19 protein-coding genes are annotated in these 18,870 nt (G+C 57.0%); 7 read left to right on the forward strand and 12 right to left on the reverse strand.

Features of this window, described 5'->3' with window-relative positions:
• The first annotated feature begins 40 nt into the window (after positions 1-40).
• From ACR0A1_RS09370 to ACR0A1_RS09385, 4 genes are read left to right on the forward strand one after another with little or no spacing between them, the layout of a single operon-like run.
• The gene (locus ACR0A1_RS09370) at positions 41-484 is read left to right on the forward strand and encodes a MaoC family dehydratase (RefSeq protein ID WP_074736482.1); all 444 of its coding nucleotides are present in this window, start codon (positions 41-43) and stop codon (positions 482-484) included.
• A gap of 60 nt (positions 485-544) precedes the next feature.
• Entirely contained in the window at positions 545-1,477 is a 933-nt protein-coding gene (locus tag ACR0A1_RS09375) for a bifunctional riboflavin kinase/FAD synthetase (protein ID WP_170392424.1), read from the forward strand.
• Entirely contained in the window at positions 1,474-1,947 is a 474-nt protein-coding gene (locus ACR0A1_RS09380) for a YcgN family cysteine cluster protein (RefSeq protein ID WP_170392426.1), read from the forward strand. The genes ACR0A1_RS09375 and ACR0A1_RS09380 overlap by 4 nt, the downstream gene beginning before the upstream one ends.
• Positions 1,947-2,981: a threonine aldolase family protein gene (locus ACR0A1_RS09385; RefSeq protein WP_170401858.1), complete on the forward strand. Its 1,035-nt coding sequence runs from the start codon at positions 1,947-1,949 to the stop codon at positions 2,979-2,981. Before ACR0A1_RS09380 ends, ACR0A1_RS09385 begins: the two co-directional genes overlap by 1 nt.
• Before the next feature lie 19 nt (positions 2,982-3,000).
• Here ACR0A1_RS09385 and ACR0A1_RS09390 read toward each other — a convergent pair whose 3' ends face one another.
• Entirely contained in the window at positions 3,001-3,600 is a 600-nt protein-coding gene (locus ACR0A1_RS09390) for a DsbA family protein (protein WP_480562438.1), read from the reverse strand.
• 108 nt (positions 3,601-3,708) lie between these two features.
• Here ACR0A1_RS09390 and ACR0A1_RS09395 point away from each other — a divergent pair, with 108 nt between their 5' ends.
• Positions 3,709-4,728 (forward strand): ribose-phosphate pyrophosphokinase, encoded by a 1,020-nt coding sequence (locus ACR0A1_RS09395; protein ID WP_480562439.1) that lies wholly within the window; start codon positions 3,709-3,711, stop codon positions 4,726-4,728.
• Positions 4,729-4,775: 47 nt separating this feature from the next.
• Here the strand turns inward: ACR0A1_RS09395 and ACR0A1_RS09400 are convergent, their stop codons facing one another.
• The 8 genes from ACR0A1_RS09400 to ACR0A1_RS09435 form a co-directional block, all read right to left on the reverse strand.
• A complete protein-coding gene (locus tag ACR0A1_RS09400; protein WP_480752354.1) occupies positions 4,776-5,468 on the reverse strand; it encodes a nitroreductase family protein in 693 nt (230 codons plus the stop codon).
• Between the two features lie 103 nt (positions 5,469-5,571).
• Positions 5,572-5,922 carry an H-type lectin domain-containing protein gene (locus ACR0A1_RS09405; protein ID WP_170401869.1) on the reverse strand — a complete coding sequence of 117 codons (351 nt, stop codon included), beginning with the start codon at positions 5,920-5,922 and terminating at the stop codon, positions 5,572-5,574.
• A 117-nt stretch (positions 5,923-6,039) separates the two neighbouring features.
• A complete protein-coding gene (locus tag ACR0A1_RS09410) occupies positions 6,040-6,450 on the reverse strand; it encodes a F0F1 ATP synthase subunit epsilon (protein ID WP_170609502.1) in 411 nt (136 codons plus the stop codon).
• A 12-nt stretch (positions 6,451-6,462) separates the two neighbouring features.
• Positions 6,463-7,887 (reverse strand): F0F1 ATP synthase subunit beta, encoded by a 1,425-nt coding sequence (atpD, locus tag ACR0A1_RS09415; protein WP_039537698.1) that lies wholly within the window; start codon positions 7,885-7,887, stop codon positions 6,463-6,465.
• A gap of 20 nt (positions 7,888-7,907) precedes the next feature.
• Positions 7,908-8,786, reverse strand: coding sequence for a F0F1 ATP synthase subunit gamma (locus tag ACR0A1_RS09420; RefSeq protein ID WP_170392441.1), 879 nt, complete (start codon positions 8,784-8,786; stop codon positions 7,908-7,910).
• A gap of 15 nt (positions 8,787-8,801) precedes the next feature.
• Positions 8,802-10,340 carry a F0F1 ATP synthase subunit alpha gene (atpA, locus tag ACR0A1_RS09425; RefSeq protein WP_170392443.1) on the reverse strand — a complete coding sequence of 513 codons (1,539 nt, stop codon included), beginning with the start codon at positions 10,338-10,340 and terminating at the stop codon, positions 8,802-8,804.
• Complete coding sequence (locus ACR0A1_RS09430) at positions 10,341-10,901, reverse strand: F0F1 ATP synthase subunit delta (protein ID WP_170392445.1); 561 nt, start codon at positions 10,899-10,901, stop codon at positions 10,341-10,343. It lies immediately after the preceding gene.
• Between the two features lie 302 nt (positions 10,902-11,203).
• Positions 11,204-11,938, reverse strand: a complete 735-nt coding sequence (locus tag ACR0A1_RS09435; protein ID WP_480867206.1) for a class I SAM-dependent methyltransferase — start codon at positions 11,936-11,938, stop codon at positions 11,204-11,206.
• Between the two features lie 61 nt (positions 11,939-11,999).
• Here ACR0A1_RS09435 and gloB point away from each other — a divergent pair, with 61 nt between their 5' ends.
• Both gloB and clpA read left to right on the forward strand, forming a co-directional pair.
• On the forward strand, positions 12,000-12,767 hold the full coding sequence (gloB, locus tag ACR0A1_RS09440; RefSeq protein ID WP_480459604.1) for a hydroxyacylglutathione hydrolase: 768 nt from the start codon (positions 12,000-12,002) through the stop codon (positions 12,765-12,767).
• 174 nt (positions 12,768-12,941) lie between these two features.
• On the forward strand, positions 12,942-15,266 hold the full coding sequence (gene clpA / locus ACR0A1_RS09445) for an ATP-dependent Clp protease ATP-binding subunit ClpA (RefSeq protein ID WP_170401887.1): 2,325 nt from the start codon (positions 12,942-12,944) through the stop codon (positions 15,264-15,266).
• Between the two features lie 87 nt (positions 15,267-15,353).
• On the opposite strand, the gene ACR0A1_RS09450 is transcribed toward clpA, so the two are convergent.
• The 3 genes from ACR0A1_RS09450 to ACR0A1_RS09460 form a co-directional block, all read right to left on the reverse strand.
• Entirely contained in the window at positions 15,354-17,033 is a 1,680-nt protein-coding gene (locus ACR0A1_RS09450) for a peptidoglycan -binding protein (RefSeq protein WP_480867208.1), read from the reverse strand.
• A 3-nt stretch (positions 17,034-17,036) separates the two neighbouring features.
• On the reverse strand, positions 17,037-18,215 hold the full coding sequence (locus ACR0A1_RS09455) for a biopolymer transporter ExbB (RefSeq protein WP_170392455.1): 1,179 nt from the start codon (positions 18,213-18,215) through the stop codon (positions 17,037-17,039).
• A gap of 68 nt (positions 18,216-18,283) precedes the next feature.
• Positions 18,284-18,814 carry a gamma-glutamylcyclotransferase gene (locus ACR0A1_RS09460; protein WP_170392457.1) on the reverse strand — a complete coding sequence of 177 codons (531 nt, stop codon included), beginning with the start codon at positions 18,812-18,814 and terminating at the stop codon, positions 18,284-18,286.
• Between the last annotated feature and the right edge of the window lie 56 nt (positions 18,815-18,870).

Consider the following 18,870-nt stretch of genomic DNA (forward strand, 5'->3'; position numbering starts at 1 on the left):
ATGGTCTTTTGTTGCTCTTTCGATCTCGAATGAGGGCAGCATGTTGGACAACCTTCCGCGCGGAACGATTTGCATCGAAGACATCGAAATGGGCATGTCACGGCACTTGCGCAAAGTCGTGACCGATGAAGATATCGAGATGTTCGCTCAAGTATCGACCGACCGGAATCCGGTTCATCTGGATGATGACTATGCCCGCGATACGATTTTCGAAGGACGTATTGCGCATGGCATGCTGACCGCTGGCCTGATCTCTGCGGTTATCGGAGAGCAGCTGCCCGGACATGGAACCGTGTACATGGGACAATCGCTTAAATTTCTGGCGCCGGTGCGTCCGGGCGACATGGTTTATGCCGAGGTCAAGGTGATCGATATCGATTTCGCCAAACGCCGGGTTAAGCTGGATTGCCACTGCGCAGTTGACGGAAAGAAAGTGCTGGTGGGTGAGGCCATGGTGCTGGCTCCGAGCCGCAAGTTCGACTGATAATCCACCTTAACCGAACTGCGGCTTGAACCTGACGGGCAGTCCCGCTAGGCAAGCCGCATGCATATCATCCGGGACTTCCAGTTTGTTGAACCAGAAGACCGAGGCGCAAGTGTCGCCATCGGGAACTTTGACGGTGTTCATCTTGGCCATCAATCCGTCATCGAGTTGGCGCGCAATGCTGAATTGAACGCGCCGCTGGGGGTCATGACATTTGAGCCGCATCCACGAGAGTATTTTTCCCCAGAGGCACCGCCCTTTCGTCTGATGCGCGGCAATGCGCGCGCGCACCGGCTGGAAAAACTCGGCGTGCAGAAGCTTTATGAACTGCCTTTTAATTCAACGCTCGCGGGAATGACGCCCGAAGCTTTTGCGAGGAATGTCATATGCGATGGTCTGGGGCTTTCTCATGTTGTCGTGGGTGCCGATTTTTGTTTTGGCAAAGGGCGCAGCGGTAACCCTCAGGACCTGGTTCGCTTTGGCGAAGAGATGGGGTTCGGTGTGACCATCGCGCCCCTGTTGGAGCGCACCGAGAATGTGGTTTCGTCGACTGCGATCCGGACAGCTCTGTCAGAGGGGCGCCCGCGCGATGCGGCAACAATGCTGGGGCACTGGCACCGGATTGAGGGTGAGGTCGTCGGAGGCGAGCAACGCGGACGAGAGTTGGGGTACCCGACAGCCAATATGTCGATCGAAGGACTGCACCCTCCAAGATTCGGCGTTTATGCAGTTTTGGTCGACGTCCTGGATGGCCCGCATCAGGGCAGCTATCACGGGGCGGCATCGGTCGGGACCCGGCCCATGTTCCAAGGCGAGGTTCCTAACATCGAGACATTTCTGTTCAATTTCTCAGGTGATCTTTACGGTGCCACGCTGTCCGTTGGTCTGGTCGACTATCTGCGGCCCGAAATGACATTCGACGGCCTCGACGGGTTGATCTCGCAGATGGATGCCGATTGCGCGCGCGCGAGAGAGATACTGGCCAGTACATGACTACGGATCCAATCGATCGAGCTGGCCTCGCGCCCCGATTCTGGGAATGCAAGCCGCTGCGCAAGATGAACCAGCGTGAGTGGGAGGCCCTGTGCGATGGTTGCGGCAAATGCTGTCTTAACAAGCTGGAAGACGAAGATACGGGCGAGGTCGCATTGACCTGTGTTGCCTGTCGCCTGCTGGATGACGAAACTTGCCGGTGCACCCAATATGATATCCGCCACCAATTCGTGCCCGAATGCATCGTCATGACACCCGATAACATCGACAACCATGCCTATTGGCTGCCCCAGACTTGCGCCTATCGACTGCTCTGGGAAGGCAAACCGCTTTACGACTGGCACCCTTTGCTATCAGGTACGCCTGAAAGCGTTCACACCGCCGGAGTCTCCGTGCAGCGGCGAACCGTATCTGAATTCGAAACACCCATGGAAGAGTGGGAAGACTACATCATCGAGGAGCCGAATTAATGCATTTTGCCTCTGATAATTCCGGGCCTGTTCATCCCGAAGTTCTGGCCGCATTGGCCGAAGCCAATCAGGGCTATCAGATGGCTTATGGCGCCGACACCTTGATGAACGAAGTGCGCGACCAAATCCGCGGCATTTTCGAAGCACCGGGTGCGGCAGTTTATCTGGTCGCTACGGGAACGGCAGCGAATTCACTGGCGTTGGCAACGCTGAGCAAGCCGTGGGAAACCGTGTTCTGTTCACCCGTTGCTCATATCCATGAGGATGAGTGCAATGCCCCCGAATTCTACACCGGCGCGAAACTGACTCTGGTGCCGGGTGGCGACAAGATGACCCCCGAAGCATTGACCAAGTCCATTGAGGGGGAAGAAACCCGCGGCGTGCATGGTCCGCAGCGCGGGCCTGTCTCGATCACTCAGGTGACCGAGCGTGGCTCGGTTTACTCGCTTGCCGAACTTCAAGCCTTGTGTGGCGTTGCCAAGAAGTATGGGTTGCCGGTGCATATGGATGGTGCACGCTTCACTAACGCTCTGGTCGCTTTGAATTGCTCACCGGCAGAGATGACGTGGAAATCTGGTGTTGACGCAGTCAGCTTTGGCGGCACCAAAAACGGGCTGATGGGTGTCGAGGCCGTAATCTTCTTCGACGAAAGCAAAGCTTGGGAGTTCGAGCTGCGGCGCAAGCGCGGGGCGCACCTGTTTTCCAAGCACCGTTATCTGTCGGCCCAGATGGCTGCTTATCTGCAGGATGACCTGTGGCTGAAATCAGCTCGCAAAGCGAATGCCAATTGCGCGCGATTGGCGGGTGGTCTGCGGGCAGTCGGGGCAGAATTCCTGCATGAACCCCAGGCAAACATGATTTTCGCAAGCTTTCCTCGCAGCCAACACAAGCGCCTGCACGAGGCCGGCGCCGTTTATCACCTGTGGGGCGATACGTTGGACGGTGTCGACGAAGACGAGATGCTGGCCTGCCGCCTTGTCTGTGACTGGTCCATCGAAACCGACCAGATCGATCGGTTTCTGAACCTCTTGTAACCGTGCCTCCCAGCCCCGGCTATTTCATCTCAGCCAGATGCTTGTCCAGATCATCAAGACGGTCCTGTCCCCAGAACCTCTGATCGTCCGGTGTGATGTAGAAAGGTGCCCCGAAAACACCCCGGTCCACGGCTTCTTCCAGATTTGCGGCGTAGGTTTCCGCACCTACCAACAGGCCACTATCAGCTAGATTTGGACTAAATCCTGCCTGTTCCAAGCAATCCCGGATCACGCCATCATCAGAGATGTCCTTTTCTTCTGCCCAGCAGGCACGCAAGAAGGAATGGCAAAGTTTACCCACATCACCTGATCCATCCTGTACTGCTGCGATCACAGCGTAAGAGGACGGTGCCATGTTCGTCGGCCAGTGCGCAGGCTGCAGGTTCAACGGCATATCCAGATTGCGCGCTTGGCGCACCAATTCCTGCGCGCGGTATTCGATGCGAGATATATGTCGGTCTTTTGGTGGCGTTCCACCTGTCCGGCCGAACAGGGCAACAATATCCAATGGTTTATAGTTGATCGTCGCACCGTGTTTTGCCGCGATCTCTTCAAGGCGCATTCCCGCCAGATAGGAATAGGGCGAGAGTGTCGCAAAAAAGTAGTCAATCTGGGCCATGTTCACTTTCTCCGCTGCGTTATCTTTGCGGGACGGTAGACCCATGCTAAGCGGTGTCAACATCACGAATCTGTCACATTGCCACTGCTGCCCGGGGAAAATCAGCCGATGCCGACACTTCACGAACCCAAGCTTATCGCTGGGAACGCCAATCTTCCGCTTGCCGAAACCATTGCACGTCGCATGAGCCTTCATCGCGGCGTTGACCAGGGGCTGGTCGATGCAAGGGTCGAACGGTTCAACGACGGAGAGATTTTCGTCGAGGTTTTCGAGAATGTGCGCGGTGAAGATATGTTTATCGTTCAACCAACCTCGAACCCCGCCAATGACAATCTGATGGAGCTGCTGATCATCGCAGATGCCCTGCGCCGTTCATCCGCAGCCCGGATCACCGCTGTCATTCCGTATTTCGGGTACGCCCGTCAGGACCGCCGCACCAAAGCGCGCACGCCAATCAGCGCCAAGCTGGTGGCAAACATGCTGACTGGTGCGGGTATCGAACGGATTCTAACCATGGATCTGCACGCAGCCCAGATTCAGGGCTTTTTCGACATGCCGGTGGACAACCTATATGCCTCTCCGATCTTTGCCCTGGATGTGAAGAAACAATTCAAGGATCAGATGGACGACCTGATGGTGGTCTCGCCGGATGTCGGCGGTGTTGCACGTGCCCGTGAATTGGCCAAACGCATCAATGCGCCCCTTTCGATCGTTGACAAACGCCGCGAAAAGGCAGGCGAAGTGGCCGAGATGACGGTCATTGGTGACGTGAAAGACAAAATCTGCCTGATTGTCGATGACATTTGCGATACCGCTGGCACTCTGTGCAAAGCTGCCCAGGTGCTGATGGATAACGGCGCCAAGGAAGTACACTCCTACATCACCCACGGTGTCATGAGTGGACCGGCGGTTGAACGTGTGACCAATTCGGTGATGAAATCTCTGGTCCTATCGGACACGATCCAGCCTACGGTCGAGATCAACAAGGCCGCCAACATCCGCATCGTACCCACCGCGCCGATCTTTACGCAGGCGATCCTGAACATTTGGAACGGCACAAGTGTATCATCGCTGTTCGAAGACAAGACACTGACGCCGATCTACGAGTCACTTTATCATATGGATTGATCGAAAAACTGCTGACTACCATAGATTCTGAATTCATGACGGCCTGCCTATTCGGCGACCGTCATGATTTCTTCCAACGGTTTTTTCATCTTTGCAACTTTTGGCACCTTCGCGTCGTCTTGCGGGTGGCCTACAGCTACGATCATAATAGGTTTTTCATGATCAGGGCGGTTTAGCAGTTTATTCAGGAATTTCATCGGGTTGGGTGTGTGGGTCAGCGATACCAGCCCTGCATGGTGCAGCGCCGTCAACAAAAAGCCCGTGGCAATGCCCGTGCTTTCAGGCACGTAGTAGTTTTTGAACCGATCTCCATCATCGAATTGACCCCAACGTTGGGCGAAAATCACTATCAGCCACGGTGCGTCTTCCAGATGCGGCTTCTGATCGTTAGTCCCGATTGGTTCAAGCGCCTTCAGCCATTCATCCCCGGCACCGCCTTCATAAAACCTGCGCTCTTCAGCTTCCGCTTCTTCCCGAATACGGCGCTTCATCTCAGGGTTCGAGATTGCCACAAAGTGCCAGGGCTGATGATTGGCTCCTGAGGGCGCTGTTCCGGCTGCGCGAATGCACTCTTCGATGACCGTGCGCTCGACGGGCCGGTCCGAATAGTCACGCACGGTATGGCGGCGTTTCATCTTGTTGTAGAACGCTCGCGCTTCGGCCAGCATTTCTTCATCAGACAAGTCCATACGATCCGGAAGATCCAGGGCCTCGTATTCGATATGATCTCGTGCAAACACCTGTAAGATCCTCCGGTTGCGTTAGCCGCTATTTGGGGTGGACAGTCTTCTTTATGGGACGACGCGCGAAGGTGCGCAATCTTATCTCACGAACAGGCCTGCTTCACGAGATATCCCAATCGTCTTCATGCGAAACATCTCCAATTGCGGTCCAATTCACCCGAATTCTGGCGATACGCGTATCAGACCAGGTGCGAAACACCGCATTGAATCCTTCCGGCGTTATATCTTCGGCCTGAACTTCAGCCCGTAAAGCGGAAGACGTATCCACATCCCAAAGCACCACGCCTATCTGGACGATTGGCACAGAGCGGAACACTTCTGAAAAACGGACGCTTACGCGACGCTCACGCGGGCCCTCACCAGTCCACATCACGCCACCATCGGCGAAATCGGAAAACAAGACCTCCTCGCCCTGATCAATGCCGATGGGATGGGTTTGAAACTTTTTCATCTAGCGTCTTTTATTGTTCAATTCCTGCAGCTTAACTTCAGCGAATGGCAAAATCACGACAAAAAAACGGCCCCGCGTATACGGGGCCGTTCCAAGTGATCAGAATGTCATGAACCCTTACAGGCTCATATGCGTTCCTAGAGCTTCCATGTCAGCCAGCAACTTTGCAGCATCGTCGACGATGGTCTGATCGTCACCGGCCTTGGCTGCCTCGTGCGAGGCGCGGGCGTCAGCGATCAGATCGTCCAGATGCGAGCGTGTTACTTCAGCAACCGGAATGGCCTTTTCGGCCAGAACCGACAGGCCATCGCCATTGATCTGAGCAAACCCGCCGGTGACCAGGTATTCACTGGCCCCTTCGGGTGCTTCGACCTTCAGGATGCCCGGGCGCAGCGTGGTGATAGTGGGGGCATGATCGGGCATTGCCGTCATATCCCCGTCCGCGCCGGGAATCTGGACCGCCGTCGCGCTAAGCGAAGCAAGGCTCCGCTCAGGGCTGACGAGGTCGAATTGCATCGTGTTTGCCATCAGGGATACTCCTTAGGCGGCTTCTGCGGCCATCTTCTCCGCTTTGGCGATCACTTCTTCGATGCCGCCAACCATTAGGAAGGCCGCTTCGGGCAGGTGATCGTATTCGCCAGCGACAACCGCTTTGAACGACGCGATGGTCACATCCAGAGGAACCTGAACGCCCGGCGAACCGGTGAAGACTTCGGCCACGTCGAACGGCTGCGACAGGAAGCGCTCGATCTTACGGGCACGTGCCACGGTCAGTTTGTCTTCTTCCGACAGTTCGTCCATGCCGAGGATGGCGATGATGTCCTGCAGTGACTTGTAGCGCTGGAGGATCTGCTGAACGTCGGTCGCAACCTTGTAGTGCTCTTCACCAACGATGGCCGGGTCGAGCAGACGCGATGTCGAGTCGAGCGGGTCAACCGCAGGGTAGATACCCTTTTCCGAGATCGCACGGTTAAGAACGGTGGTCGCGTCCAAGTGCGCAAACGAGGTTGCCGGCGCAGGGTCGGTAAGGTCGTCCGCAGGCACGTAGATCGCCTGCACGGACGTGATCGAGCCCGACTTGGTCGAGGTGATGCGTTCCTGCAGGGCACCCATGTCGGTTGCCAGGGTCGGCTGGTAGCCCACCGCCGAAGGAATACGACCCAGCAGAGCCGAAACCTCGGAACCCGCCTGCGTGAAGCGGAAGATGTTGTCGACGAAGAACAGAACGTCAGTACCGGACTGGTCGCGGAACTGTTCGGCCAGCGTCAGACCGGTCAGCGCAACACGTGCACGTGCTCCGGGAGGTTCGTTCATCTGACCGTAAACCAGGGCCACCTGCGATTCCGACAGGTTGTCCGGCTTAATAACGTTCGATTCGATCATCTCGTGATACAGGTCGTTCCCTTCACGAGTCCGTTCACCAACACCCGCGAACACCGAAAAGCCCGAGTGCACTTTTGCGATGTTGTTGATCAGTTCCATGATCAGAACGGTTTTACCAACGCCGGCGCCGCCGAACAGGCCGATCTTACCGCCTTTGGCGTATGGGGCCAGCAGGTCAACAACCTTGATGCCGGTTACCAGAACTTCCGACTCGGTCGACTGTTCGTCAAAAGTCGGTGCGGGCTGGTGGATCGCACGGGCTTCGGTTGCTTCAACCGGGCCTTTTTCGTCGATCGGCTCGCCAACCACGTTCAGGATGCGGCCCAGAGTGGCGTTACCAACCGGAACCGAGATCGGTGCGCCAGTGTCGGTCACGGCTTCGCCGCGGACCAGACCCTCGGTCGCGTCCATCGCGATGGTACGGACGGTGTTTTCACCCAGGTGCTGGGCAACTTCCAACACCAGGCGCTTGCCGTTGTTGGTGGTTTCCAGCGCGTTCAGAATTTCAGGCAGCTGATCTTCGAAGTGCACGTCGACGACGGCCCCGATGATCTGTGTGACTTTGCCTTTTGCATTCGCCATGTTTCGTCTCCGGTATGTCTCTACAGCGCTTCGGCGCCGGAAATAATTTCAATCAGCTCGTTGGTGATCACGGCCTGACGCGAGCGGTTGAACTGGATCGTCAGCTTGTCGATCATTTCACCCGCGTTGCGTGTCGCGTTGTCCATTGCGGACATCCGTGCACCCTGTTCAGACGCTCCATTTTCGAGCAGAGCCGAGAAGATCGCGGTGGCAACCCCCTTGGGCAGCAGGTCGGCCAGAATGGCCTCTTCGCTGGGCTCGTAGTCGAATACCGCACCGCTATCGTCACCCGTCGCTTCGTCTTCGAACGAGGCGGGGATGACCTGCTGTGCCGTCGGGATCTGGGTCACAACGTTGACGAACTTCGAGTAGAAGATCGTGGCAACGTCGAACTCACCCCCGTCGAAACGAGACAGGACGTCCTTGGCGATGTCTTGCGCGTTGGAATACCCCAGACGCTTGACCTCGCTCAGGTCGATATGTCCAACGAACAGATCGCTAAAATCACGCTTGAGCGCGTCGCGGCCTTTTTTGCCGACGGTCAAAACCTTGACCGTCTTGCCTTTGGCGCGCAACTCGTCCGCCTTTTGGCGAGCGAGCTTGGCGATGTTCGAGTTGAAGCCGCCACACAGGCCGCGTTCAGCTGTCATGACAACCAGCAGATGGACATCATCACTGCCCGTGCCACGGAGCAGCTTGGGGGCGCTGTCGCTGCCCCCGACCGAAGCCGCCAGCCCCGCCATCACGGCATTGAACCGCTCGGCATAGGGACGCGAGGCTTCGGCAGATTCCTGGGCGCGACGCAGTTTTGCGGCCGCGACCATCTGCATGGCCTTGGTGATCTTGCGGGTCGATTTAACCGACTCGATCCTGTTTTTAAGGTCCTTAAGATTTGGCATATGCCCGCCTCTCCCTTAAGCGAAGGTTGCGGCGTACTCGTCCAGCGCAGCCTTGATCTTGTCGGAAGCGTCACCCTTGATCTTGGGATCTTCGTCCGTGATCCACTGAAGCAGATCCGCGTGCTTGCCACGCAGGTGCGCCAGCAGGCCGGCTTCGTATCGGCCAACATCGGACACGTCGATCTTGTCGAGGTAACCATTGGTGCCGGCGAAGATTACGCAGACGATTTCAGCGTTGGTCAGCGGCGAGTACTGTGGCTGTTTCATCAGCTCAGTCAGACGCGCACCACGGTTCAGCAGCTGCTGGGTCGCGGCGTCGAGGTCAGAACCAAACTGCGCAAAGGCAGCCATTTCGCGGTACTGAGCCAGCTCCAGCTTAACCGGACCGGCAACCGACTTCATCGAGTTGGTCTGAGCCGAGGAGCCCACACGCGAAACCGACAGACCGGTGTTCACAGCAGGGCGGATGCCTTGGTAGAACAGTTCGGTTTCCAGGAAGATCTGGCCGTCGGTGATCGAGATCACGTTGGTCGGAATAAACGCCGAAACGTCACCACCTTGAGTTTCGATAACCGGCAGAGCGGTCAGCGAGCCCGCACCGAAGTCTTCGTTCAGCTTTGCCGAACGTTCCAACAGACGCGAGTGGAGGTAGAAAACGTCGCCAGGATAGGCTTCACGTCCGGGCGGACGGCGCAGCAGCAGCGACATCTGACGATAGGACACAGCTTGCTTCGACAGGTCATCATAGATGATCAACGCGTGGCGGCCGTTGTCGCGGAAGTATTCGGCCATCGCGGTTGCGGCGTAAGGTGCAAGGAACTGCATCGGTGCCGGGTCGGACGCGGTTGCCGCCACAACGATCGAGTAGTCGATCGCGCCGGACTCTTCCAGTTTCTTCACCAGCTGAGCAACGGTCGAACGCTTCTGACCGATCGCAACGTACACGCAGTACAGCTTCTTCGACTCGTCGTCGCCTGCTGCGTCGTTGTAGACTTTCTGGTTCAGGATCGCGTCCAGAGCAACGGCGGTTTTACCGGTCTGACGGTCACCAATGATCAGCTCACGCTGGCCACGGCCGATTGGGATCATTGCGTCAACCGATTTCAGGCCGGTTGCCATCGGCTCGTGAACCGATTTACGCGGGATGATGCCCGGTGCTTTAACGTCTGCAACGCCACGCTTGGTTGCGTTGATCGGGCCCTTGCCGTCCAGCGGGTTGCCCAGACCGTCAACGACGCGGCCCAGCAGTTCGTCGCCGATCGGAACGTCCACGATCGAGTTGGTGCGCTTGACAGTGTCACCTTCTTTGATGTCACGGTCGGACCCGAAGATAACGACACCGACGTTGTCGCTTTCCAGGTTCAGCGCCATGCCCATGATGCCACCGGGGAATTCGACCATCTCACCGGCTTGCACATTGTCCAGGCCGTATACACGGGCAATCCCGTCACCGACGCTCAGCACGCGGCCGATCTCTGCCACTTCGGCTTCCTGACCAAAATTCTTGATCTGGTCCTTCAGGATTGCAGAAATCTCTGCAGCTTGGATTCCCATTTATCCGACCTCTTTCATTGCATTCTGTAGGGAGTTCAGCTTCGAACGGATCGAGCTATCGATCATTTTCGAGCCCACTTTAACGACAAGACCGCCGATGAGGCTTTCATCAACGGTCGCATTGATTGTCACGGTCTTGCCCACACGCTCGGACAGCGTCTTGGACAGTTTATCCATTTGGGTCTTGGTGAGCGCCTTGGCCGAGGCGACATCGGCGGTCACCTCGCCACGCTCGTCAGCCAGCATGTCGCGCAGAACCTGCACCAGTTGCGGTACAACGAACAGACGACGTTTCTGCGCCATCAGACCGAGCGTATTACGCAGGATGGCATGCAGGCCCATCTTGTCCGCAACAGCGGTGATTGCGCTTTCCTGTTCGGCGCGCGAAACCAAAGGCGATGCGATCAGGTCGCGCAATTCAGCGCTGTCACCCAATGCTGCTGCCAGATCGTTGATTCCGGTTTCCAGACCTGCAAGGTCATTATTCTCTTTGGCGATCTCGAAGATCGCGGTGGCATAGCGCTCGGCGATGCCAGTGGAAATCGAAGCTGGTTCGGACACGTCCACCCTTCCGATATTTGAGGCCCCGATTTTGAGTAGCGGCCGCTACCTTGGGGCGTGAGGAAACCCCGTCCATTTAGGGCGGGGATCAAAATCACCGGGGATGTAGCAGAGGTGTTCCAACCAAGCAATACGCTATAGCGGTAACAGTTTTATCCACAAATTATTATTTTTCATACACTTAACCCAACTGCGACCCTTTGGACCGATTGGGGCAGTTGAAAAATGTTACGAATATGCAGGTTTTTGCGATTCCTGTGACCTTTTTCCCGCATTTTTTCCGTTCAAAATGCGCCTGACTGTCACGCAGGCTTTAACAAACCATCCAACGCTTTGATCGGGCGCTTCGCTGTGTCTTTAGTAACGCTCCCGCTAGGCGGGCGAATGAGTTTACTGGCCTCAACCATAAGCACGCCTCCGGCCATGACGGTTGGGATGCGTTGTCCAGTCTTCTCGATCAGGCTACCTGATTTTAGCCAGAACCGACGGAACGAAGGCGGCAGGTAAAGCGCCGAGCAATGGTTTTCAGGGACGAAGTGGTGCGCGCGCAATTGGTTTTCCAACTGGGTTGTTGAATAGGGCTGCCCAAAGCCAAACGGCGTCCGGTCTGAGCGCGACCACAGCCCGGCCCGGTTCGGTACGACAAATAGCACACGCCCTCCGGGCCCCAGAACGCGCCAGCATTCTTCCAGCAATTGACTGGGTCGGTTTGAAGTTTCCAAACCATGCATCACCACGAGTTTATCCACATGGCCTGTTTCGATTGGCCACCTCGTCTCTTCGGTCAGAACGGAAACATTGGGCATCCCCGCAGGCCATGGCATTACACCCTGCGGACCAGGCATAAGACCAATCACACGGCGCGCATCTTTGAGGTAAGGCCGCAATAAAGGTACGGCAAAACCAAATCCGACCACAGTTTGCCCCTTGGCTTCGGGCCAAAGATCCACCAACCGACCACGGATCGCTGCCTGGGCCGCGCGACCCAGGGTGCTGCGATAGTAGAAATTCCTCAGATCCTGCACATCAAGATGCATTGCGGACACCCGGTCAATCGGCTTAGCTGGGCGCAGTCTAGCAATGAAAGGGCAAAAGGCCATGCCTCTTGAGATCGTTACCATTCCTTGCCTCAGCGATAATTACGCCTTTCTCGCCCATGATCCGGCCAGCGGTGAGACTGCCTTGATCGATGCGCCAGAGGCAGCTCCGATTCTGGCCGAACTGGATTCGCGCGGCTGGCAGCTAAGCCATGTGTTGTTGACACATCATCATTGGGATCATGTGGACGGGCTGAGCGGCATTCTAGCGAAACAGCCCGCGCGTGTGATCGGCGCAAAAGCAGATGAGCATCGCTTGCCAAAACTTGATCAGGCGGTGGTAGAAGGTGACACATTTTATATCGGCGGTGAGCCGGTCGAGGTTCTTGATGTGTCCGGTCATACAATTGGGCACATTGCATTCTACATGCCCCAAACTGGCGTTGTATTCACCGCTGACAGCCTGATGGCGCTGGGATGTGGACGATTGTTCGAGGGCACGCCTGCGCAAATGTGGGCCTCTCTCAGCAAGTTGGCGGCCCTGCCCGATGAAACAATCGTGTGCTCAGGCCACGAATACACACAGGCAAACGCCAAGTTCGCCCTGACCATCGATCCCGACAACCCAGCCTTGCTTGACCGCGTGGCCGATATTAATCGCGCCCGCGCTGCTGGAGAACCTACTGTGCCTTCGCTTTTAGGCCTGGAAAAGGCGACAAATCCGTTTCTAAGGGCCACTGATCCGGCGATTCAGGCCCATCTGGGCATGGAAAACTCTGATCCCGTGTCCGTATTCGCCGAAATTCGAGCCCAAAAAGACAGCTTTTAACCCGTTTCAAGCCCCAATCACGGCCACGGTCACAACAAATGTGACTGTCAAGTGAAAGAAAACCCTTGAAGCCGGGGCGGGATCAACCAAACTCTAATAGTATGAGGACATGGTTGGGATGGGGATCCGGCCTGCAGCCCGCCCCCTTCCGGCCCAATACAGAGGAGCACCCGCGTGCCTTCATTCTCGAGCACACTTGAACAAGCCATCCACGCGGCCCTTGCGGCGGCGAATGAACGGCGACATGAATTCGCAACGCTAGAGCATCTGCTGCTGGCGCTGTTGGAAGAACCCGATGCGGTGCGCGTCATGAAAGCGTGCAGCGTCGATCTGGACGAGTTACGCAGCACCTTGGTCGAATTCATCGACGAAGATCTGTCAAACCTCGTCACTGATATCGACGGGTCAGAAGCAGTACCGACTGCAGCCTTCCAGCGTGTCATTCAGCGCGCCGCGATCCACGTTCAAAGCTCTGGCCGCACAGAGGTGACCGGGGCCAATGTACTGGTGGCCATCTTCGCCGAACGTGAAAGCAACGCAGCCTATTTCCTGCAAGAGCAGGACATGACCCGTTATGACGCGGTAAACTTCATCGCACATGGTGTGGCCAAAGACCCGGCCTATGGAGAGAATCGTCCTGTTACGGGTGCTGATGAAGCCGAAGAAGAGGCTCAGACGACCTCTGGTGACGCCGAGCAGAAAGAAAGCGCGCTTGGCAAATATTGCGTTGATCTGAACGCCAAATCACGCGCCGGTGATGTAGATCCGCTGATCGGACGCTCGGACGAGGTTGAACGCTGTATTCAGGTGCTGTGTCGCCGACGCAAGAACAACCCGCTGCTGGTAGGTGACCCCGGTGTCGGCAAAACCGCCATCGCCGAAGGTCTGGCGCATAAGATCGTTGCAGGCGAGGCCCCGGACGTGTTGTCGGAAACCACCATCTACTCGCTTGATATGGGCGCCCTGCTTGCAGGAACTCGCTATCGCGGCGATTTCGAAGAGCGTCTGAAAGCGGTTGTGACCGAATTGGAAGAGCACCCTGATGCGGTTCTCTTCATCGACGAGATTCACACTGTGATCGGAGCGGGTGCAACCTCGGGCGGTGCGATGGATGCGTCGAACCTGCTGAAGCCAGCGCTTCAGGGTGGCAAACTGCGCACCATGGGCTCGACCACGTATAAAGAGTTCCGTCAGCATTTCGAAAAAGACCGCGCGCTGAGCCGCCGATTCCAGAAAATCGACGTGAACGAGCCGTCGGTCGAGGACAGTGTCAAAATTCTGCGCGGTCTGAAACCGTATTTCGAAGAGCATCACTCGATCAAATATACTGCCGACGCGATCAAGACAGCTGTCGAATTGTCGGCGCGCTATATCAACGACCGCAAACTGCCCGACAAGGCCATCGACGTGATCGATGAGGCCGGGGCAGCGCAGCACCTGCTGGCCGAAAGCAAACGTCGCAAGACCATCGGCGTCAAAGAGATCGAGGCGGTGGTTGCCAAGATTGCGCGTATCCCACCCAAGAACGTCACCAAGGATGATGCCGAGGTTCTCAAAGATCTCGAAACCTCGCTGAAACGCGTGGTGTTTGGTCAAGATGAAGCGATCGAAGCGCTATCCAGTGCGATCAAACTGGCGCGCGCCGGTCTGCGTGAGCCCGAAAAACCCATCGGCAACTATCTGTTCGCTGGCCCCACCGGTGTTGGCAAAACAGAGGTGGCGAAACAGTTGGCTGACACGCTTGGTGTTGAACTGCTGCGTTTCGACATGTCGGAATACATGGAGAAGCACGCGGTCAGCCGTCTGATCGGTGCGCCTCCGGGTTATGTCGGGTTTGATCAGGGTGGTTTGCTGACCGACGGTGTCGACCAGCACCCACATTGCGTCTTGTTGCTTGATGAGATCGAAAAAGCGCACCCGGACGTATTCAATATCCTGTTGCAGGTGATGGATCACGGCGAATTGACCGACCACAATGGCCGGACGGTGAATTTCCGCAACGTGGTCCTGATCATGACTTCGAACGCAGGTGCGCAGGAGCAGGCGAAAGCCGCCATCGGCTTTGGCCGCGACCGGCGCGAAGGTGAGGATACCGCAGCGATCGAACGTATGTTCACGCCGGAGTTCCGCAACCGCCTGGACGCCGTGATCTCATTCGCGCCGCTGCCGAAAGAGGTCATTTTGCAGGTCGTTGAGAAGTTTGTCCTGCAGCTGGAAGCACAGTTGCTGGATCGTGGCGTGACCATCGATCTGACACCGCGTGCCGCCGAATGGCTGGCCGACAAGGGCTATGATGACAAGATGGGTGCGCGTCCTCTAGGCCGTGTCATTCAGGAGCACATCAAGAAACCTCTCGCCGAGGAACTGCTATTCGGCAAACTGGCCAAAGGCGGCGTGGTCCGTGTCTCGATGAAGAAGGGCGAGCTGAACCTGGAAATCCTGGGCCCCGATCAGCCCCGCATTCCGGGCGACAAGCCCCCGCTTTTGACAGCGGACTAACCCACGGCTTCTGTAACGAAAAACGCCCACCTTTTCGGTGGGCGTTTTTCATTTTTGGCAGGTAATCCAAGTTGGTTCGTATCAGCCTTATCGCTCTGTCAGCTTCAACTCGATCCGACGATTCTGGGCGCGCGCTTCGGGTGTGTCGGCGGGATTAACAGGCTGGAATTCTCCGAACCCGTTTGCCGCCAAACGATCAGGTGGAATGCCCAGTGCGTCAACCATGTAGCGCACCACAGAAAGGGCACGACCCTGGCTGAGCTCCCAGTTGTCGCGATATCGTCCGCTGCCTGCAAGTGGCACATTATCGGTATGCCCATCGACACGGATGACCCAGTTCAGCCCCTCGGGTATTTCGGCGGCAACGCTTCGCAGGATATTGGCAACTTTGGCAACCTCCTGACGGCCTTCCGCGGACAGGTTTGCGGACCCGGTGGCAAACAGCACCTCCGACGAGAACACGAAGCGGTCGCCCTCAATGCGCACACCATCCTGATCACCCAGCACATCGCGCAGTCGCCCGAAGAATTCCGAGCGATAGCGCTGCAAATCCTCGGCCTGTGCGGCTAGTTCCTGATTTTGGCCCGCCAGTTTCTCGGCCTCGGCTTCCAGCCGAATACGTTCAGCCTCTTCCAGCAGTCGGCGACGGCGTTCTTCCGAGGCTGCGCGCGCTAGAGCGGCATTCAGATCCTGGCCCAGCGTCTGTATCTGGATCTCGGCGGCGGTATTACGTTCTTCGTAATCGTCTAACAAAGCCTGCAGCGATCCCAACTGGCTGCGCAGGGCTGCCATCTGCTGATTAAGCAGCGCGGTCTGACGTTGCGCTTCGGTCGAGATTTCCTGTTCCGATGCAAGCGCCTCTCGGGCGAGCGCCAGCAGCGCCGCGCGCTCTTCGGCCAGCGACCTCTGTTCGGCTGCATTTGCTTGCGCCTGGGTTTGGGCATCCAATGCGGCTTGCAATTGTGCCCTCAGTTCTTCGGCATTGATCTCACCAAACTGGCGCTCAAGCTCTGCCTTGGCAGCCTGTGCCGCAGCCAGCAAAGTCAGAGTGTCCTCGGCTTCCTTTCGCTGTGCTTCCAGCGCCAAGGTCATTGCCGTCAGTTCGGCATCTGCATTCTGCAGACGATCACGCAACGCCTCAGCAGCGGCGGCTTCGGCCAGGCGCGCGGCCTCTTCCTCGGTCAGTTGCTGTTCTAGCTCGGATATCTGAGCTGCCTGTGCATCTTCGCTGGTTTCAAGTTCGGCGACGAGAGCTTCAAGTGCTTCGCGTCGAGCCGCGGCAAGGCGGGCGGCTTCGGCCTGTGCGTCGATTTCTTGTCTGCTTTGAGCAAGTGCCGAATTCAAGGCATCTTGTTCATTTAGCAACTCATCGCGTTGCGTTTCTAGCGCGGCGATATCCCCCTGCGCACGCGCCTGATCAGCCAGCAAAGCCGCGACCTGTGCTTCAAAGTCGGTTATGCGGGCTTGTGCCTGCGCCAGATCGTCTTCGACCTGATTAAGCGTTGCATTCAAGTTCCCAAGACGCGCTTGAAGACGGCTGTTTTCCCGCTCTTCCAGCCCCAGCGCCCCGGCCAGAGCGGCGATTTCGTCGGACAGCGCAGTCAGTTCATCCTCTTGACCTGAAATGGTTTCGCGCAGCACAAATTGCACGACCATGAAGATGGTCAGCACAAAGGTCAGCACCATCAACAATCCCGTCATCGCATCCACGAAGCCGGGCCAGACCGAGCCCGAAAACCGTTGACCTGTGCGGCGGGACAGCGCCATGGGTTACTCTCCTTCTGGCGGCGTTCGTACGGCGCCCCGTGGCAAAGTCAACGCTTTGACCAGCAGCTCAAAATCCTTGCGCAGTTCGTTCATGCTGTCCTGACGACCAGCGGAGATTTCTTCGAGTATACGCAGCAACTGAACATCCATCGACCGCAGGCGCATGCGGCTTTCCGCATCGATCCCCTCGCCCGCGCCATGTTCGCGCATGTGATCCAACAAAGCGTCCTGCCCCAGCGCCACACGTTCAAGCGCAGCCGTTACGCCTTCGGTCTGGGCCTGCCGCTGGTTCATTTCCCCGATGACATCGACCAAATGTCCCAGTTTGGTCGAGACGTTCGTGCGATCAACTTCTTGCGCCGAGAACATGTCCTGCAGTGCATCCATTTGTTCAGACATGGCGTCCAGTACTGGGGTCAGCACGGCCAGTTCCGCGCCGCCCTCATCGCCCGCAGCAAAGCCAACGCGGGTGATTGAGGACAACCATTCTTCCAATTCGCGATAGAACCGGTTCTGGCCATGGCCCGCGAATAGTTCCAGCAAACCGACGATCAAGGATCCGGCCAGACCCAGCAATGACGACCCAAAAGCAACGCCCATGCCCTGCAGCTGCGCTTCCAATCCTGTCATCAGACGGTTGAAGACGGCCAGACCTTCTTCACCTTCCTGCGGGTTCAGGCTGCGGATCGTATCAACGATGGCGGGGACAGTGGTGGCCAAACCAAAAAATGTCCCCAGTAGGCCAAGGTAGATCAGCACGTTGGTGATGTAGCGGGTGATCTCGCGCTCTTCTTCGACCCGTTCGGCGACGGAATCGAGGATCGATCGGGTAGAGCTAGAGCTGATCTGAGACCGCGCGCCGCGTTCCCTCAACAACGACGCCAGTGGGGCAAGCAGTTGCGGCGGGCGCACATCGTCACGTTCGACGCCTCCGGCAAAGGCTTCGATCCAACGAACCGATCCGATCAGCTGTGTGACCTGCAGAAAACAGGCAGCGACACCGATGACAAAGACCAGCAAAATGAACCCGTTAAGATACAGATTGGCCTGAATAACCGGCAGCACATATGGCAACGCCATGAACACGCCAAGTCCTGACAGCCCTATTGCGATCAGCATCATCAAAATCTGACGGATCGGTTGTGAGAAATGTGGTCTCACGCCCTGTTGTGCCTGCGCCATGCGCGTGGCTCCTGGTATTGTCTGCTCTGGGCTGAACCTATCGAAGTTCGCCCCGTGACGCCAAGAGTTTATGCGCTGATTGTCCGCACCCGTTGCGACAACCACTCAAGATCAGGGTCGTGCAGTCCGATCTCGGTCAAGTGCGAGGCAGTATTGTAGAGATATTCGGTATTTGGCCCACGTCCGCCAACCGCGTGGGCGATGATCTGAGCCTGCTCTTCCAATGGAAGACCACCGCAATACTGAACGTGGTGAGCATCGATGACGTAAGTCACTGCATTTACGATCTGCCCGCAGTCCAGATGCACGTCCAGCATCCGCTCCAGATAGGCTGACGAGATCAGCTCACGCTCACGCAATTCAGCCAAAGTGCGCTCTTCGTGACCTGCCTCGACAGCAAGCGCCAATCCAGTGCAATGCGCGTCTGGCTGTTCGTCCAGCGCCAATACCAAACCGGGGTCTTCTTCCGTGCCGCGATGGTGGATAGAGCGCATGCAAAACGACCGCGCATATCCGTGCAATTTAGCGCGTTCGCTGCGTGCCACCGGAAAGCCCGGGTTCCACAGCAGCGATCCATATCCGAATACCCACATCGTCATTGCACTGGTCCTTGCCCGTTTGGCCCTATAAACATCAAATCCGAGGCAGGAAAAAG

It is taken from the genome of Ruegeria sp. D6 (assembly GCF_056534365.1).

Excerpts from the sequence above, each read along its gene's own strand:
- ACR0A1_RS09370 (WP_074736482.1), top strand. The coding sequence starts at position 41 with ATGTTGGACAACCTTCCGCGCGGAACGATTTGCATCGAAGACATCGAA.
- ACR0A1_RS09375 (WP_170392424.1), top strand. The coding sequence starts at position 545 with ATGCATATCATCCGGGACTTCCAGTTTGTTGAACCAGAAGACCGAGGC.
- ACR0A1_RS09380 (WP_170392426.1), top strand. The coding sequence starts at position 1,474 with ATGACTACGGATCCAATCGATCGAGCTGGCCTCGCGCCCCGATTCTGG.
- ACR0A1_RS09385 (WP_170401858.1), top strand. The coding sequence starts at position 1,947 with ATGCATTTTGCCTCTGATAATTCCGGGCCTGTTCATCCCGAAGTTCTG.
- ACR0A1_RS09390 (WP_480562438.1), bottom strand. The coding sequence starts at position 3,600 with ATGGCCCAGATTGACTACTTTTTTGCGACACTCTCGCCCTATTCCTAT.
- ACR0A1_RS09395 (WP_480562439.1), top strand. The coding sequence starts at position 3,709 with ATGCCGACACTTCACGAACCCAAGCTTATCGCTGGGAACGCCAATCTT.
- ACR0A1_RS09405 (WP_170401869.1), bottom strand. The coding sequence starts at position 5,922 with ATGAAAAAGTTTCAAACCCATCCCATCGGCATTGATCAGGGCGAGGAG.
- ACR0A1_RS09410 (WP_170609502.1), bottom strand. The coding sequence starts at position 6,450 with ATGGCAAACACGATGCAATTCGACCTCGTCAGCCCTGAGCGGAGCCTT.
- atpD (WP_039537698.1), bottom strand. The coding sequence starts at position 7,887 with ATGGCGAATGCAAAAGGCAAAGTCACACAGATCATCGGGGCCGTCGTC.
- ACR0A1_RS09420 (WP_170392441.1), bottom strand. The coding sequence starts at position 8,786 with ATGCCAAATCTTAAGGACCTTAAAAACAGGATCGAGTCGGTTAAATCG.
- atpA (WP_170392443.1), bottom strand. The coding sequence starts at position 10,340 with ATGGGAATCCAAGCTGCAGAGATTTCTGCAATCCTGAAGGACCAGATC.
- ACR0A1_RS09435 (WP_480867206.1), bottom strand. The coding sequence starts at position 11,938 with ATGCATCTTGATGTGCAGGATCTGAGGAATTTCTACTATCGCAGCACC.
- gloB (WP_480459604.1), top strand. The coding sequence starts at position 12,000 with ATGCCTCTTGAGATCGTTACCATTCCTTGCCTCAGCGATAATTACGCC.
- ACR0A1_RS09450 (WP_480867208.1), bottom strand. The coding sequence starts at position 17,033 with ATGGCGCTGTCCCGCCGCACAGGTCAACGGTTTTCGGGCTCGGTCTGG.
- ACR0A1_RS09455 (WP_170392455.1), bottom strand. The coding sequence starts at position 18,215 with ATGGCGCAGGCACAACAGGGCGTGAGACCACATTTCTCACAACCGATC.
- ACR0A1_RS09460 (WP_170392457.1), bottom strand. The coding sequence starts at position 18,814 with ATGACGATGTGGGTATTCGGATATGGATCGCTGCTGTGGAACCCGGGC.